The organism is Oscillospiraceae bacterium (assembly GCA_025758045.1).
GTDB lineage: Bacteria > Bacillota > Clostridia > Oscillospirales > Ruminococcaceae > Gemmiger.
In genome coordinates this window covers 734,773-752,062 of sequence record CP107208.1, presented here as the reverse complement: position 1 = coordinate 752,062, position 17,290 = coordinate 734,773, and the positions used below count along the sequence as shown (strand labels likewise).

Genomic DNA, 17,290 nt, shown 5'->3' with positions numbered 1-17,290 from the left:
ACTTGCCATCTTTGGTGAAAGTGCTATAATACGGGACGAAACCCGGAAAAATCCCAATTCCAGAAATGAGGTGCATGGGATGAAAGATGTGAACGATCTGATGCAGGCAATCCTGGAGATGGACGCCGCCCAGCGTAAGGCCAGTGAGAAAGCCAAGGCCGAGCGCACGGCGCGGCTGGCCGCCCTGGATGCCCGCAAGCAGGCGATCGCTGCCGAGTGCGACGCCAAAGCCCAGACGGATGCCGAAGCTGCCGCCAAAGCAGCCGACGCCGCCAACGCCGAGGCCCGCGCCGCCTTAGACAAAGAATGTGAACAGGCTGCCGCCGCCATGACGGCCGCCGCCAAACAGCATGAGGCCGAGTGGACGGCAGAACTGGTACGCCGCGCCCTGGCCCAGGAGGCTGCACAATGAACCACGCGAGCGGCAAAGCCAGCAATGCTGTGCTGGCAAAGGCCCGCGCCCTGTATGGCCGCCGCCTGCGCGCCGAGGATTACCGCCGCTTAACGGATTGCCATACAATGACAGAGCTGGCCAACGAGTTGAAAGCTCTGCCGCTGTACGCCAACACGCTGGCCGAGGTAAACCCCACCTACGCCCGCCGCGCCCAGCTGGAGAACCTGCTGCGGCAAAGCCAGTACGAACGCTTCGACAGCCTGTGCCGGTATGACCGCAGCGCAGGCAGCAGCGTGTACCAGTACTTAACGCTTTGCTGCGAGGTCGACGAGCTGACCGCCGCCCTGCGGTGCCTGGATGCAGGCCGCCCCGGCGATTACCTGTACCGCCTGCCGGACTTTTTGGAACAGCGCTGCAGCATTGATCTGTACGCGCTGGCCAAAGCCACCGATCTGCAAAGCCTTTTGGCTGCGGTACAGGGTACGCCCTGGGCTAAGGTACTGGCCCCGCTGGCCAACGCTAAGCCGGACCGCGGCCTGACCGCCCAGGCGGAACCTCTGATGCAGGAGTACCGCCACCGGGCGCTGGTCGCTATGGCACCCAAGCCCGCCAAGCAGGGCGAGCAGCCCGGCCTGCGGGAGCTGATCGAGCTGGAGTGCGATACCTCGGCGGTGTCCAACGCCGCGCGGCTCATCCGCGTAGGGGCGCCTGCCACCACGGTGCGCAACGCCTGCCGCCGAGATTGCAGCGCCCTGACGGCCGCCGAGTGGGACTACCTGCTGGCCTCGCCGGATCTGCCTGCTTTCAAGCAGCGGTTTGCCCAAACCAGTTACGGCCCGCTGTTGGCTCACCACGATTACACCGTGCTGAAGGAAGGCTTCTTCCGCTACCGCACCGATTGGTGCCGCAAGTGGCTGCGGTTCTCCACCGAGCCCACGCTGGTCATGATGTGCTACATCTGGCTGGCCCAGTGCGAGGTGTGGAACCTGAACCACATCATCGAGGGCGTGCATTACAAGCTGCCCGCCGAAGAAGTCCTAGCCCTGCTGATCGGCTACGACGAACACGATTGAAAGACTAACTATTAAAAGTCAAGCCGAAATGAGTGGAAAGGTGAGGAAAATGTAGGCGGTCAAAAAAGAGTATAACAAAGCTGACGCCCTGTTGGACGCCTGCTTGAGCCTATGAGAATAAAGGACTTATGCAGCGCTGCTGTAGGGTAGCCTGGACTTCTCTAAGGCATAAATCAACCGAACCAACTTCTTGGCCGCATGGGAGAGCGCAACATTGTAGTGCTTGCCCTCAGCCCGCTTCTTGGCAAGATAGGCAGAGAAGATTGGGTCCCAATGGCAGACGTATTTCGTGGCATTGTAAAGAGCGTAGCGCAGGTATCGGGAACCTCGTTTTTCCATGTGGGAATATGCGCCTGTGAGTGACATCTGCCCAGATTGGTAGGTAGATGGCGACATCCCGGCGTAGGCAAGGATTTTGTCCGGTGAATCGAACCGGGAGAAGTCCCCAATCTCAGCCAGAATCATTGCGCCCATCCGAACGCCGATGCCCGGAATGGTAGTAATGGGAGAAGCGATTTCCTCTATCATCGTCTGGATGGCAGCTTCAATGTCCTGAATTTCGGAATCCAGTTCGCGGATCAGGCGAATCGTATGCCGCAGTTCTAGGGACTTGGCCGGCATGACAGAGCCGACAGAACATCTGGCGGCATCCCGAAGTGTTACTGCCATGTCTCGCCCGTAGCGGCCTTTGGAGGCGTCGTGTAAGACGGCTTTCAAATGCGTCAGGTGCGCTTCGGCAACCTGTTTGGCGCCAGGAAACTCGCTGAGAAGTGCGTAAACTGACGCCATGTGCAATGTCGGCACCAACTTTTCAAGCTCTGGGAACAGAATTGTGACCAACCGAGAAACGGACTGCTTCAGCTTCGCTCTCTCGCGGACTTTGTCAAACCGGTATCTTGTGAGTGACTTTAACTCCTCGTTGTGGTATGCTGTGTCTGTGTAGGACTTGAGGTCCACATCAGACAAGAGCATAGCTGCAATGGTTCGCGCATCGACACGGTCAGTCTTGGTTTTGCGAAGGCTCAGGCTTTTCCGGTAGAGGTTGGTGTGCAGCGGATTGATGACATAGGTTGGCAGGCCTTTATCAAGCAGAAATCCGAGGATGTTGTAGCTGTAGTGTCCGGTAGCCTCAAGTCCTACTTTTATTTTATCCTTTGGGTTGGTACAGCAACTAATCGTCTGCAAGAGTGTGTTGAAGCCCTCTGCATTGTTCTGGATGGTGAATACATCCGCTAGAACTTCGCCCTCTGAACTGAGGATGAAGCAATCGTGCTTGTCCTTTGCAACGTCAATTCCAACGCAAACCATGAGAATACCTCCGCTGTGTTTATTTGATGCTGATTCCACAGAACACTTTACTCTTGTAACCTTGTTCTACATAAACCGTCTGGCGGTATCTAACTGATCAACAATACTGTAAAGAGCTGTGGTTGGAGCCTTTCAAGAACCGTCTTGCGGTAGGAGCTGATAACCAATCTACAGCATCCCTTACAGTGTAGCACAGTCCTTGGAGAGGGACTTTAAAAACTACTATTTTATAATACAAGGAGTGTGAACGGATTGGTTGAAAAGATGAAGCTGGTGCGGGTACAAGGCACCCTGCCCCAGCTGAACGATTTCCTGGATGCCTGCTGTATGGACGGCCGGTTTGACCTGGAACCTGCCACCCGTTATATGTCGGATTCGCTGGGATACGCCGCCCTCAACGAGGAAAACCCCTATCCCGCCACCCGCGACCAGATCGAGACTATGGCGAAAGAGGCTGGCATGGAACTGCATAAAGAGCAGCGCCACACCGACCCGCCGGACGAGGAAGCCAAAGCCTATTTGAGCGACCTGCTGGAGCAGATCGATGACCTGTGTGCCGAGCGCCAGGGCCTGCTGGACCAGCAGAAGCTCTGCGAGGACGGCATCGCCCAGTACAGCCACTTCCTGAACCTGAAAGTAAATGTGGATGAGATCCTGGATTGCCAGCACGTCAAGGTGCGGTTCGGCTTCCTGCCCACCGAAGGCTACAACAAGCTGATGAGCAACTACGCCGATGATCCCTATATCCTGTTTGTAGAGTGCACCCAGACCAAGACCGGCTACTGGGGCATCTACCTGACCCCCCGCGAGAAAGCGCTGGAGACCGACGGCATCTTCTCGATGCTGTATTTCGAGCCGGTGCGTGTGCCCGGTGCGGCCGGTTCCCCTGCCGAGATCATCGAGCATTTTAAAGAGAACCTGGAAGTTGTCAAAAAGTCGGTGGATGATGTCAACGCCCGCATCGCGGCTTTGTGGCATGACCACGAAGCCAAGGTGCAGATGCTGTACGACACGGTGCGCTACTACGCCGCTATGTACGACCTGCGCCGCATGGCTGCCGTGAAAGGTTCCCATTTCTTCTGCGTCGGCTGGGTCCCGGCGCCGGATGTGGAGGAGATCGCCGGCAAGGCGCGGGCAGTTAAAGACCTGCGCGTTACCGTGGACGGCCCCGAGGCCGCCGGTAAGATGACGCCCCCCACCAAACTGAAGAACCCCTGGTGGAGCCGCCCTTTTGAGTTTTTCGTCGAGATGTACGGTCTGCCCGCCTATGGCGAGACAGATGTCACCGGCTTCGTAGCGCTCACCTTCACCGTGCTGTTTGGCATGATGTTTGGTGATGTCGGGCAGGGCATCGTGCTGGCGCTGTTCAGCACCTTTATGTGGAAGGTCAAGCACAACGACCTGTTCCATCTGATGATCCCCTGCGGCATCTCCAGTACGATCTTCGGCCTGGTCTATGGTTCCTTCTTCGGCTATGAGGATGCCCTGGACCCGCTCTACCACGCCATTGGCATGGCAGGCAAGCCCGTTTCGGTCATGGATTCCATCACCGGCATCCTGATGGTCGCCGTTTACATCGGCGTTGTCCTGGTGCTGGCGGCCATGGTACTGAACATGTACACCCACGCCCGCCACAAGGAGTGGGGTGAGTTCATCTTCTCCCCCAACGGTCTGGTGGGTGTCATCACCTACCTGTGCGGTGTGGATCTGGCCAGCGCTTACATGGGCGCGTTCACCTTCCTGCCGCAGGTGTTGGCTGCCATCGGCATGGTAGCGGGCCTGGTCCTGCTGCTGTTCGCTGAGCTGCTGGCCCCCATGGTGGATGGCAAGCCCTGGAAACCTGTCGGCGGCATGGGCAACTACCTGATGCAAAGCGTGTTTGAACTGTTGGAGACGGTGCTGAGTTACCTGTCCAACACGATCTCCTTCCTGCGTGTGGGTGCGTTTGTCATCGTGCATGCCAGCATGATGATGGTCGTCTTTACGCTGGCCGGCACGCCTAACAATATACTGGTGGTCATCCTGGGCAACCTCGTGGTCATCTGCCTCGAAGCGCTGCTCTCCGCCATCCAGGGCATCCGTCTGGAGTTCTACGAGATGTTCAGCCGTTGCTACAAAGGCGGCGGTCGCAAGTTTACCGCGTTTAATATCAAAAAGGCGTAAATATCCGCATTTGTCTGTAGGGGCGGGTGCTTGCATCCGCCCGCGGGTCGATGCGAGCATCGATCCCTATATAGAGGGAATTTCACAAAATAAAAATCATGGAGGGTATTCTTATGAAAAGCAAATTCAACAAGCTGTTCGTTACCATTCTGCTGGTTGTGGCTGTGACCTGCTGCGGCGCTTTCGGCGTCCTGGCTGCTGACAACACCGACGAGGCCGCTGCCGCCGCTTCCACTACCGAGACCACCGAAACCAACACCGACAACGACCACAACTCCTCCCTGAGCATCGGCCTGGTGGCTGCTGCTTTGGCAACCGGTCTGGCCGGTATCGGCGGCGGCATGGCTGTTGCTTCCGCTGCCCCCGCTGCTATCGCTGCCAACAGCGAGAACGAAAAGACCTTCGGTAAGAGCCTGATCTTCGTGGCCCTGGGTGAATCCATCGCCCTGTACGGCCTGGTCATCTCCATCATGATCCTGAGCAAGCTGGTGTAAGGCCATGCGGTTCTTTCTCATCAGCGATAACTCTGACGCCATGAACGGTCTGCGTCTGGCCGGTATCGAGGGCACCGTGGCCCGCAGCGAAGCCGACCTGCGCCAGGCGCTGGAAAACGCCGCCAAGCAGCCCGACATCGCTGTGCTGCTGGTGACCGAAAAGATCGCCGAGACCTACACTGAGGTGTTGGACAGCGCCCGTGCCAAAGGTACGCCGCTGCTCATCACTGTGCCTTCCACCGGCGGCGGTGCTGCCGGTAAGGACCGCCTGACCCGCTATATCCGCGAGGCCATCGGTGTTAAAATCTAAGAGGTGTGACCATGAATGAATTAGATACCCGCGCCGAGCGGTTCCTGGAATCGATCCGCGCCGAGGGCGAAGCCGCCTGCGCCGCCATCCGCACCGAGACCGATGCCGAGATCGACCGCCAGCTGGACGAGGCACGCCAGGCCCAGCAGGCCAAGGCCGAGCATACGCTCCACTTTGAGACAGAGCGTGCCCGCACCCGCGCCAACCGTGAGTTGAGCGCCGCCCGCATGCAGGCCCGCGCCAAGCTGGCCGCTCAGCGCCAGCAGATTGCGGCCGATACCTTCGCCGCCGCCCGCACCCAGCTGGCTGCCTTTGCCGCCGGCAAGGACTATGCCGCCTGGCTGGTCAAGAGTGCTACCGCCCTGGCCGAGACCATGGGCGAGAGCGGCACCCTGTACGCCCGCACCGCCGACCTGCCCCTGCTGCAAGGCAAGCTGCCCGCCGGTGTGGCCCTGACTGCCGATGACACCATCACCCTGGGCGGCCTGCGCGCTGCCAACCCCGCCACCGGCCTGGCTGCCGATGATACGCTGGAAGCCCGCCTGGACGCCCAGCACGACTGGTTCCTGCAGAACGCAGGGCTGGAGATCACGATTTGAGGGGCAAAGCTATGGAAAATAAAATTTACAGCATCAACGGCCCCGTTGTTACCATCAAGGGCAAAACCGACCTGGCTATGATGGAAATGGTCTATGTGGGCAAATCCCGCCTGGTAGGCGAGGTCATCCGCATGAACGATAAAGAGACCACCATCCAGGTTTACGAGGAGACCGGCGGCCTGAAAGCCGGCGAGCCTGTCGAAAGCACCGGCGGCCCGCTGTCCGTTACGCTGGGCCCCGGCATCCTGCGCAATATCTACGATGGCATCCAGCGCCCGCTGCCCGCCATCGAGAGCCATATGGGCAGCTTTATCGAGCGCGGTGCACACGAGCCTTCTCTGGATACCGCCGCCAAGTGGGATGTGACCGTCAACGTTAAAGCAGGGGATACCCTGACCGGCGGCCAGATCTACGCCACCTGCCCCGAGACCCCGGCCATCCAGCACCGCTGCATGGTCCCGCCGGAGGTTTGCGGTACCGTGACCTGGGCTGCCGAGAACGGCAGCTACACCGTCAACGACCCCATCGTCAAGCTGACCGACGCCAAGGGCAGGGAACACACCCTGACCCTGTGCCAGAAGTGGCCTATCCGTACCCCGCGCCCGGCGGCCGAGCGTATGACCTCGCCCCGCCCGCTGATCACCGGTCAGCGTGTTATTGATACTATGTTCCCGCTGGCCAAGGGCGGCGCCGCTGCCATCCCCGGCGGTTTCGGTACCGGCAAGACCATGACCCAGCACCAGATCGCAAAGTGGTGCGATGCCGACATCATCATCTACGTCGGCTGCGGCGAACGCGGCAACGAGATGACCCAGGCCTTGCAGGAGTTCAGCGAACTGGTGGACCCCCGCACCGGCAAGAGCCTGATGGACCGTACCGTGCTGATCGCCAACACGTCCAACATGCCTGTTGCCGCCCGTGAGGCTTCTATCTACACCGGTATCACGCTGGCCGAGTACTACCGCGACATGGGCTACCACACCGCCATGATGGCTGACTCCACCTCCCGTTGGGCCGAGGCTCTGCGTGAGATCAGCGGCCGTTTGGAGGAGATGCCCGCCGATGAAGGCTACCCCGCCTACCTGCCCAGCCGTCTGGCAGAGTTCTACGAGCGTGCCGGTTATGTCAAGACGCTGAACGGTGCCGAAGGTTCCGTCTCCGTCATCGGCGCTGTCAGCCCCCAGGGCAACGATTTCTCCGAGCCTGTCACCCAGAACACCAAGCGTTTCACCCGCTGCTTCTGGGCACTGGATAAGTCCCTGGCTTACGCCCGCCACTATCCGGCCATCAACTGGAACGATTCTTACAGTGAATACCTGGGCGATCTGGGCAGCTGGTACTACGATAACGTCGGCCATGACTTTATGTCCTGCCGTGAGCGCGTCGCCAACCTGCTGCTGCAGGAAAATAACCTGATGCAGATCGTCAAGCTGATCGGCTCGGACGTGCTGCCCGACGACCAGAAATTGACCATCGAGATCGCTCGTGTTATCCGCGTCGGCTTCCTGCAGCAGAACGCTTTCCACGCCGTGGATACCTACGTGCCGCTGGAAAAGCAGCTGAAGATGATGGAGACCATCCTGTACCTGTACGATAAGTGTGCAGCGCTGGTCGCCAAGCAGGTGCCGGTCAGCCGTCTGCTGGCCACCGGCCTGTTTGATGAGCTGGTCAAAATGAAGTATGAGGTGCCCAACGACGACTTCTCGAAGCTGGACGCCATGCAGAAAGACATCGATGCCAAACTGGCCGCTGTGGCCCAGGGCTGATGAGGAGGGAATAACATGATTCTGGAACATATCGGACTTTCCCAAATCAACGGCAGTCTGGTCGTGCTGGACGGCGTAAAAGGCGTGCAGTATGACGAAATGGCCGAGCTGCATCTGGATGACGGCTCCACCCGCGTGGGCCGTGTGGTTGAGGTCGAAGGCGACCGCTGCATCATCCAGGTGTTCGAGGGCACCCGCGGCTTAAGCCTGGTCAACAACCGCACGGTGCTGACCGGCCATCCCATGATGATGGACCTCAGCCCCGAGCTGCCCGGCCGTGTGCTGGACGGCCTGGGCCGCCCCATCGACGGTCTGGGCGACATTTACCCCACCGCCCGCCGCGATGTCAACGGCGCACCTATCAACCCCGTCAGCCGTGTGTATCCGCGTAACTACATCCACACCGGCATTTCTTCCATCGACTGCCTGGCCACGCTGATCCGCGGCCAGAAGCTGCCCATCTTCTCCGGCTCCGGCATGAAGCACAACGAGCTGGCCGTCCAGATCGTCCGTCAGGCCAGCGTGGCCGATGGCTCGGACTTCGCCATCGTCTTTGCCGCTATGGGCGTCAAAAACGACGTTGCCGCCTACTTTCGGGAGTCTTTCGAGAGCTGCGGCGCGATGGAGCGCGTGGTCATGCTGCTGAACCTGGCCAACGACCCCATCATCGAGCGTATCATCACCCCGCGCGCCGCCCTGACGGTGGCCGAGTATCTGGCCTTTGACCTGAACAAGAACGTGCTGGTCATCTTGACCGATATGACCAGCTATTGCGAGGCTCTGCGCGAGTTCTCCTCCTCCAAGGGCGAGATCCCCGGCCGTAAGGGTTTCCCCGGCTACCTGTATTCTGACCTGGCCAGCCTGTACGAGCGCGCCGGTATCATCAAGGGCAGCAAGGGTTCTGTCACCCAGATCCCCATTTTGACCATGCCCGGCGACGACATCACCCACCCCATCCCCGACCTGACCGGTTATATTACCGAGGGCCAGATCGTGCTGGACCGTGGTATGGACGCCACCGGCCTGTATCCGCCGGTCTCCGTGCTGCCCAGCCTGTCCCGTCTGATGAAGGACGGCATCGGCGCCGGTTACACCCGCGAGGATCACGTCACCCTGTCCAACCAGCTGTTTGCCTGCTACGCTAAGGTGCAGGATGCTAAGGCTTTGGCCAGCGTTATCGGCGAGGAAGAACTTTCCGAGTCCGACAAGCAGCTGATGGCCTTTGGCCGTGCCTTTGAGCAGGAGTTCATCGGCCAGGGCAACACCGACCGCACCATGGAGCAAACGCTGGACCTGGGCTGGGAGCTGTTGGCTGCACTGCCCCGCGCCGCGCTGGACCGCTGCGATGATGCTACGCTGGACAAGTACTACGAGCCTGCCAAGGCCCGCATTGCCAAGCACGCAAAGCAATAAAAGGAGTTTACCATGGCACAGCAGGTTTTCCCCACAAAATCAAACCTGATGGCTACCAAGCGCAGCCTGGCGCTGGCGGAGCAGGGCTATGACCTGATGGACCGCAAGCGCAACATCCTTGTGCGCGAAATGATGCAGCTCATCGACCGCGCCGCAGGCATCCAGGACCGCATCTCGGCTGCCTACGCCGAGGCGTATGACGCCCTGCAGAAAGCCAACATCATGCTGGGCTCGGTGGGGGAGTACGCCGGCGGCGTGCCCGTAGAATACGGCCTGCGGCTGAGCACCCGCAGCGTCATGGGCGTGGAACTGCCCACCCTCTCGCTGCAGACGACCTCGCCTTTGGGCATTTATTATGATCTGGAGTCCACCAACGGCACGCTGGATGTGGCCTACCTCAAATTCAACGAGGTCAAGACCCTGACGGTGGAGCTGACCGAAGTGGAGACCAGCGTCATCCGCCTGGCCGAGGCCATCCAAAAGACCCAGAAGCGTGCTAACGCCCTGGGCAACGTCCAGATCCCCCAGATGCAAAAGACCATCAAGTCCATCGACGAGGTGCTGGGCGAGCGCGAACGCGAAGAATTCAGCCGCCTGAAAGTCATCAAGGCCCAAAAAGAAAAACAGGCTGAAGAAGCCTGATTTTCCCTGATTTTGCAGATAAAAAGACCGCCCGATTTTGCGCCGGGCGGTTCTTTTTTTGCTGTTTTTTAAAAACCGCCAAAATCTGGCAAAAACCTCTTTCCAAAGGCATAAAAACTTGCTATAATCAGGAATGTTCGCCCCAATGCGGGGGTGTTGTGTAAGGAAAAATTGAGGAAATCGGAACCATGAAAAATGCAAAAACCCTGACCGAGGGACCGCTGGCGAAGCAGATCCTCCTCGTCAGCCTGCCGCTGGCCCTGTCCAACCTGCTGCAGGTGCTGTTCAACATGTCAGACGTGGCGGTCGTCGGGCGGTTTGCTGGGTCTACGGCGCTGGGCGCGGTGGGGTCCACCAGTATCTTTGTCACGCTGTTCACCGGCTTTTTGATCGGCCTGAGCAACGGCATCAATGTGCTGGTGGCCCGCTTTTACGGCGCCAAGCACCCGGGCGATGTCAAAAAGACCGTCCATTCGGCACTCATCATCAGCTTTATTGCGGGTGTCATTCTGCTGTTTGTCGGCCTGCTGGGGTCGCCTGCGCTGCTGGAACTGCTCAACACCAAGCCGGACCTGCTGCCCGGTGCTATTTTGTACCTGCGCGTGTACTTTTTGGGTATGCCCGCCCTGGCGCTGTATAACTTCGGCAACGCGGTGTTCAGTGCCATCGGTGACACGAAAAAGCCGCTGGTCTACCTGTCTATCGCCGGTGCGCTGAACATCGGCCTCAACTTGTTTTTCGTTATCGTCTGCCAGCTCAACGTCATGGGCGTGGCGCTGGCCAGTGCCATCTCCCAGTGCGTGTCTGCCGGGCTGATTCTGCGCGCACTGACCAAAGTGCAGGATTGCTACGCACTGGACCTGCACGCTATCAAGCTGGACCTGGGTATGACCAAGCGCATCCTGCTGCTGGGTGTGCCTGCCGGGTTCCAGAACGCAGTTTTTGCCATCGCCAACCTGTTCATCCAGGCGGGCGTCAACTCCTTTGACTCGCTGATGGTCAAGGGCAACTCGGCCGCTGCCAATGCCGACGCCATGATCTACGACGCTATGGCCGCCTTCTACATGGCCTGTGCCAGCTTCATGAGCCAGAACTACGGCGCGGGCAAGGTCGACCGCGTGAAGAAAAGTTACTTCATCAGCCTGGCCTACGGCTTCGGTGTGGGCCTGGTGCTGGGCGGCGGGCTGCTGCTCTTCGGGCGGCAGTTCCTCGCGCTTTTCACCACCGAGCCGGACGTCATCGACGCCGGCATGAAGCGCATCATGGTCATGGGCCTGGCCTACTGCATCTCTGCCTTTATGGACTGCACCATCGCCGCCTCCCGGGGCCTTGGCAAAACCGTGGTACCGACCATCATCGTTATTATGGGGTCCTGCGTCTTCCGCGTGGCGTGGGTCTACACGATCTTCGCCTGCTTCCACACCATTCCGGCGCTGTATCTGCTCTACCCCTGCTCCTGGGCGTTGACGGGCTTTGCCGAAATTATCTACTTCATCCACTGCTACAAACAATCGATGAAAATTTTCAATCAGCAGCCGGTGACGGCGTAACAACGCATATTGTAAACAAGTCAAACAGGGCTGGCATCGCACAGGCAACGCCAGTCCTGTTTTGGCAGATGTTGTCTTTTTCCCCCGGCGGGAGTATAATCAGTGGGTGTATTTTGTTGCCTTGGGGAGGTCGTCTATGAAAAAAATCTTGCGGTATCTGCGCAGCAGCCTGGGGTACCTGTATGTCTGTTTTAAATGGGTGATCCTGGCTGCGCTGGTGGGCTGTGTAGTGGGGCCGTTTGGCGCAATGTTTGGGCTGGCGCTCAACAAAGTGACCGCCCTGCGCACGGCTGACCCGCGGTTGATCTATCTGCTGCCGCTGGGCGGCCTGGTCATCGTGTTCCTGTACCAGCATTTTGACCCTGATGGCGGCGGCTCCACCAACCAAATTTTTGTCGCGGTGCGGGAGCATAAGCCACTTTCCCTTCGTACCGCCCCGCTCATCTTTGTAACTACCGTCATCACCCATTTGTTCGGCGGTTCCAGCGGCCGTGAGGGCGCTGCCTTGCTGCTGGGGGGTTCACTGTCCGGGCAGATCGGCAGGAGACTGCAGCTGGAGGCCCGGGACTGCCGCCTGATGACCATGTGCGGCATGGCGGGGGCGTTTTCCGCTGTATTTGGTACGCCGCTGGCCGCTACCGTATTTACGCTGGAAGTCGTCGACGTCGGCTCCATGCAGTACGCAGCGCTGCTGCCCTGCCTGATCTCGGCGCTGATCGGCGTGTGGATCAGCAGCGGTATGGGGCTGGCCCCCACCGCCTTTGCGGTGGCCGACTATGCCGCCCCTACGCCGGGCAACCTGATCCGTGTATTGCTGCTGGGCCTGCTGCTGGCCGCGTTGAGCATTGCTTTCTGTGAGGTGATCCACGCCGCGCCGAAGCTGTATAAAAAGCTGTTCCCCAATGCCTATCTGCGGGTGGTGGTCGGCGGTGCGCTTATCATCGCGCTGACCACCCTGCTGGGCACCACCGATTACAACGGCGCGGGCGCCAATGTTATTGCAGCCGCCATCGCCGGGCAGGCGGTGCCGTATGCTTTCCTGCTCAAGATGCTGTTCACCAGCATCACACTGGGGGCCGGGTTCAAGGGCGGCGAGATCGTACCCATCTTCTTCACCGGCGCGACCTTTGGCTGCGCGGTGGCCCCGCTGCTGGGGCTGGCCCCCGGCCTGGGCGCGGCGCTGGGCATGGTGGCACTGTTCTGCGGCTGTACCAACAGCCCGCTGGCGTCCATCTGCCTGGCCATCGAGGTGTTCGGCGGGCAGAACATTGAGCTGTTCGCCCTGGCCTGTGCCGTCTCCTACATGATGTCCAGCTACTTCAGCCTGTATCGCGAGCAGCACTTCCTCCACTCCAAACTGCGTGTGGTGGGCGTGCAGCGCGTCCACGGCAAATGGTCGGAGACCGATTCCGACGCGGAAAACTGATTTTCTGTCATTGTACAGCCAGGGAAAGTGTGATATAATAAATTTTTAAAGGGTAGGACAGGGAGAATAGGCTATAAAGGGGTGAATGGATATGAAGTTTGAAAAACATTGCTGGGCTGAGATCGATCTGGATGCACTGCGCCACAATTTCGCATACATCAGGCAGGCGGTCGGCGGGCCGGTCTGCGCCGTTGTCAAGGCCGATGCCTACGGCCACGGTGACGTAGCCACCGCCAAGGCGGTACAGCAGGCAGGCGTTGCCGGTTTTGCGGTAAGCAGCTTGGGCGAGGGGCATCATCTGCGCCACCATGGCATTACGATACCCATCCTGATCCTGGGTTATGCAGACCCTGCCCACGCTGCAACGCTGGCGGAGGATGATATTGCCACCGCCTGCTTCTCTACGGAGTACGCCCAGGCGCTTTCGGCCGCTGCTGTGCAGGCCGGGGTGCGGGTAAAGGTTCATATTAAAATCGACACCGGTATGGGCCGCATCGGCTTTGCGGTACGCTCGGGTTTCGAAGAGACCATCCGTGAGGTCGAGGCGCTGTATGCTTTGCCGGGCCTTACGATCTGCGGCATCTTCCAGCATTTTGCCGTGGCAGACAGCGATGCACCGGATGACCTGGCCTATACGGAGGAACAGTATGACCTGTTTACCCGCGTGGTGGACCGCCTGCAGGCGGATGGCTATGCCACCGGCACGGTGCACTGCGCCAATTCGGCCGCGCAGCTGCGCCACCCGGAATGGCGGCGGGATATGACCCGCGCAGGCATTATCCTGTATGGGCTGGACCCCAGCGAGGATGCCCACTTCCCGGAGCTGCAGCCTGCCCTTTCTCTGCATTGTATCGTCACTTTTGTGAAAGAGCTGCAGCCCGGCCAATGTGTGAGCTACGGCCGGACCTTCACGGCGGACCACCCCATGCGGGTGGCAACGGTTTGTGTCGGCTATGCTGACGGCTATCCCCGCGCCCTGTCCGGTGGGCAGGGCCAGGGCGTTATGTGCATCCACGGCCGTCCCGCCCCCGTGGTGGGCCGTGTCTGCATGGATCAAACGCTGGTGGACGTTACCAACATCCCGGAGGTAAAAATGGGGGATGAAGTGGTGGTATTTGGCTCCGGTGCAGGGGATACCGCCGACACCATCGCGAAAAAGACCAACACCATCAACTATGAGATCGTATGCGGCCTGGCACGCCGCGTGCCCCGCGTATATAAAGAAAACGGCACCGTCTGTAAGATCTGGAACGATTTGGAGGAAACCTGATGGCCCGCAAAAATATCCGAAATTTCTGCATTGTTGCCCACATTGACCACGGCAAATCCACCTTGTCTGACCGCATGCTGGAGTTGACCGACAGCGTCGACAAGCGCACCATGACGGACCAGGTGCTGGACAACATGGAGCTGGAAAAGGAGCGCGGCATCACCATCAAGGCCCGCGCCGTGACTATGCGCTATAAGGCCGACGACGGCGAGACCTATGAGTTCAACCTGATCGACACCCCGGGCCATGTGGACTTCCAGTACGAGGTCAGCCGCAGCCTGGCCGCCTGCGAAGGCGCGGTGCTGGTGGTGGACGCCAGCCAGGGCGTGGAGGCACAGACGCTGGCCAACTGCTACCTGGCGCTGGACCACGACCTGGAAGTGGTGCCCATCCTGAACAAGATCGACCTGCCCAGCGCCGACCCCGACGCCGTGGCAAAAGAGGTTGAGGACGTCATCGGTCTGCCCTGCATGGAAGCACCCCGCGTTTCGGCCAAGCTGGGCATCGGCGTTAAGGACGTGCTGGAATGTGTGGTCCGCGATATTCCCGGCCCCACCGGCGACCCCGACAAGCCACTGAAAGCACTGATCTTCGATTCCATCTATGACAGCTACAAGGGCGTTATCGTCTACGTGCGCGTCTTTGATGGCACCGTCAAGCCCGGCGATACCATCCGTCTGATGAGCACCGGCGCGGAGTTCCAGCTGGTGGAAGTCGGCCGCATGGGTGCCACTCAGCTGAGCCCCTGTGAGAAGCTGGAGGCTGGCGAGGTCGGCTACCTGACCGCCAGCATCAAGACCGTGCGGGATACCCGTGTGGGCGATACTGTTACGCTGGCCAATAACCCCACGCCGGAGCCGATGCCCGGTTTCCGCACCGTCACCCCGATGGTGTTCTGCGGCATCTACCCGGCAGACGGCGCCGACTACCCAGACCTGAAGGACGCACTGGAAAAACTGCAGCTCAACGATGCATCGCTGAGTTTTGAGCCGGAAACCAGTGCCGCCCTGGGCTTTGGCTTCCGCTGCGGTTTCCTGGGCCTGCTGCACATGGAGATCATCACCGAGCGGTTGGAGCGTGAGTTTGACCTCGATCTTATCACCACGACGCCGGGCGTCCAGTACCGCCTGACCCTGACCGACGGCACGATAGAGGTCATCGATAACCCCTCGGCCTACCCCGACCCGACCCGCATCGTCAAGTCTGAGGAGCCATTCGTCAATGCCCACATCTACACCCCCAACGATTACGTCGGCCCGCTGATGGACCTCTGCCAGGCCAAGCGCGGCGTGCTCATTGACATGAAGTATATGGATGAAACGCGCGTGGACCTGCATTACCAGATACCTTTGGGCGAGATCGTCTACGACTTCTTTGACGCCATCAAGTCCCGCAGCCGCGGCTACGCCAGCTACGACTATGAGTGGGAGGACTGGCACGAGAGTAAGCTGGTTCGTCTGGACTTTTTGCTCAACGGCGAGGTGGTGGACGCGCTGTCCATGATCGTTTTCGCTGACAACGCCTACGCCAAGGGCCGCCGCATCTGCGAGAAGCTGAAGGAGAACATCCCCCGCGCGCTGTTTGAGATCCCCATCCAGGCGGCCGTGGGCGGCAAGGTCATTGCCCGCGAGACCGTCAAGGCCATGCGCAAGGACGTGCTGGCCAAGTGCTACGGCGGCGACATTACCCGCAAGAAGAAGCTGCTGGAAAAGCAGAAGGAAGGCAAAAAGAAGATGCGCCAGCTGGGCAGCGTGACCCTGCCCAGCGAGGCCTTCACCGCCGTACTGAAGCTGGATTCGGATTCCTGATTTTCATAAAGGCAATACCGCACAATTCTAAGTGCCGATACGGCGAGCGAGGTGCGGCATCTGCTAAGCCAAAAGCGCAGATAATACTTTGTGTATTATCGAGCATTTTGGCAACGCTGATGCCGTGCCGCAGCCGCCGAAGCGGTGCTTAAGCCGTAAGGCGGGAATTGTGCGGTGTTGCCTAAACATAGTAAAGGGAGCTGCCCTGCCGGGGCAGCTCCCTTTGCGTTATATTTTGTTCTTTAATTCTTCCAGCAGCGCTGCGCACCCTTCGGTCACATCCCGCCAGGTGGCATCAAAATCGCCGGTGTACCACGGGTCGGCCACATCGCCGGGGCGGGCGGTGTGGTCCATCAACAGGCTCACCTTTCCCGCTGGATCGCTGCCCACAAACCGCTGCATGTTGCGCAGGTTGCTGCGGTCCATGGCGATGAGATGATCGTAGTGCTCGTAGTCCTGCTGCGTCATCTGGCGGGCGGTTTTTCCCGCGCAGCCTATGCCGTGCTCGGCCAGCTTGCGCCGTGCAGGCGGGTAGACCGGGTTGCCGATCTCCTCGGTGCTCGTCGCCGCAGACGCGATCTCAAATCGTTCTGCCTGCCCGGCTTTCGCCGCCATGTCCTTCATCACAAACTCGGCCATTGGGCTGCGGCAGATGTTACCGTGGCAAACAAAAAGCACTCTAAGCATAAAATTTTCCTCCTGAAATGCCGCAAACTGCCGTAAACAGGCACGTTTTGCGAACCTTATAACGATTGTGATTTTTATTGTTCCTACACTATATCGCAAATTGCGGCAGAATGCGGCAATTCACAGCACTCAAACGTAGTCGTGTAGTAGTCGGATACGGCCTGTCCGTATACCCTTTTTCTGCCTGAGCAATCGTTAAAATGTATGCACACTCCCCAATAGTGGGTGCATACGTTCTAACGATTGATTTTTTCTGTTTGCTAAATAAATAAACGGGTTAAAACAAGCGATTCCTGCAAAAGATTTGATAATAATGTTTCCTATTATTATATGGCAAACTGCCGCTGACATCAATCCCTAAAAAAAGCACACCCGGACTGCTCCAGG

General features: G+C 59.2%; 15 protein-coding genes. 13 read left to right on the top strand and 2 right to left on the bottom strand.

From position 1 onward, the window contains the following. The first annotated feature begins 79 nt into the window (after positions 1–79). Positions 80–412 carry a hypothetical protein gene (locus OGM81_03715; protein UYJ44250.1) on the top strand — a complete coding sequence of 111 codons (333 nt, stop codon included), beginning with the start codon at positions 80–82 and terminating at the stop codon, positions 410–412. Continuing rightward, positions 409–1,467: a V-type ATPase subunit gene (locus OGM81_03710; protein ID UYJ44249.1), complete on the top strand. Its 1,059-nt coding sequence runs from the start codon at positions 409–411 to the stop codon at positions 1,465–1,467. Before OGM81_03715 ends, OGM81_03710 begins: the two co-directional genes overlap by 4 nt. 126 nt (positions 1,468–1,593) lie before the next feature. On the opposite strand, the gene OGM81_03705 is transcribed toward OGM81_03710, so the two are convergent. Next, positions 1,594–2,775 carry an IS110 family transposase gene (locus OGM81_03705; protein ID UYJ44248.1) on the bottom strand — a complete coding sequence of 394 codons (1,182 nt, stop codon included), beginning with the start codon at positions 2,773–2,775 and terminating at the stop codon, positions 1,594–1,596. 252 nt (positions 2,776–3,027) lie between these two features. Between OGM81_03705 and OGM81_03700 the strand changes: the two genes are divergently transcribed. The 11 genes from OGM81_03700 (at position 3,028) to lepA (ending at position 16,216) form a co-directional block, all read left to right on the top strand. Next, positions 3,028–4,938, top strand: a complete 1,911-nt coding sequence (locus tag OGM81_03700; GenBank protein ID UYJ44247.1) for a hypothetical protein — start codon at positions 3,028–3,030, stop codon at positions 4,936–4,938. A gap of 113 nt (positions 4,939–5,051) precedes the next feature. Continuing rightward, positions 5,052–5,432: an ATP synthase subunit C gene (locus OGM81_03695; protein UYJ44246.1), complete on the top strand. Its 381-nt coding sequence runs from the start codon at positions 5,052–5,054 to the stop codon at positions 5,430–5,432. A gap of 4 nt (positions 5,433–5,436) precedes the next feature. Continuing rightward, positions 5,437–5,742 carry a V-type ATP synthase subunit F gene (locus OGM81_03690; GenBank protein ID UYJ44245.1) on the top strand — a complete coding sequence of 102 codons (306 nt, stop codon included), beginning with the start codon at positions 5,437–5,439 and terminating at the stop codon, positions 5,740–5,742. An 11-nt stretch (positions 5,743–5,753) separates the two neighbouring features. Next, positions 5,754–6,341, top strand: coding sequence for a V-type proton ATPase subunit E (locus OGM81_03685; protein UYJ44244.1), 588 nt, complete (start codon positions 5,754–5,756; stop codon positions 6,339–6,341). A gap of 11 nt (positions 6,342–6,352) precedes the next feature. Then, the gene (locus tag OGM81_03680; protein UYJ44243.1) at positions 6,353–8,107 is read left to right on the top strand and encodes a V-type ATP synthase subunit A; all 1,755 of its coding nucleotides are present in this window, start codon (positions 6,353–6,355) and stop codon (positions 8,105–8,107) included. Positions 8,108–8,122: 15 nt separating this feature from the next. Beyond that, the gene (locus OGM81_03675) at positions 8,123–9,520 is read left to right on the top strand and encodes a V-type ATP synthase subunit B (GenBank protein UYJ44242.1); all 1,398 of its coding nucleotides are present in this window, start codon (positions 8,123–8,125) and stop codon (positions 9,518–9,520) included. A gap of 12 nt (positions 9,521–9,532) precedes the next feature. Further along, on the top strand, positions 9,533–10,162 hold the full coding sequence (locus tag OGM81_03670) for a V-type ATP synthase subunit D (protein UYJ44241.1): 630 nt from the start codon (positions 9,533–9,535) through the stop codon (positions 10,160–10,162). Positions 10,163–10,350: 188 nt separating this feature from the next. Then, positions 10,351–11,712: an MATE family efflux transporter gene (locus tag OGM81_03665; GenBank protein ID UYJ44240.1), complete on the top strand. Its 1,362-nt coding sequence runs from the start codon at positions 10,351–10,353 to the stop codon at positions 11,710–11,712. A gap of 136 nt (positions 11,713–11,848) precedes the next feature. Beyond that, entirely contained in the window at positions 11,849–13,138 is a 1,290-nt protein-coding gene (locus OGM81_03660) for a chloride channel protein (protein ID UYJ44239.1), read from the top strand. Between the two features lie 91 nt (positions 13,139–13,229). Beyond that, positions 13,230–14,408, top strand: a complete 1,179-nt coding sequence (gene alr, locus OGM81_03655) for an alanine racemase (GenBank protein UYJ44238.1) — start codon at positions 13,230–13,232, stop codon at positions 14,406–14,408. Next, the gene (gene lepA, locus OGM81_03650; protein UYJ44237.1) at positions 14,408–16,216 is read left to right on the top strand and encodes a translation elongation factor 4; all 1,809 of its coding nucleotides are present in this window, start codon (positions 14,408–14,410) and stop codon (positions 16,214–16,216) included. The genes alr and lepA overlap by 1 nt, the downstream gene beginning before the upstream one ends. Before the next feature lie 228 nt (positions 16,217–16,444). Here the strand turns inward: lepA and OGM81_03645 are convergent, their stop codons facing one another. Next, positions 16,445–16,903, bottom strand: a complete 459-nt coding sequence (locus OGM81_03645) for a low molecular weight phosphotyrosine protein phosphatase (GenBank protein UYJ44236.1) — start codon at positions 16,901–16,903, stop codon at positions 16,445–16,447. Between the last annotated feature and the right edge of the window lie 387 nt (positions 16,904–17,290).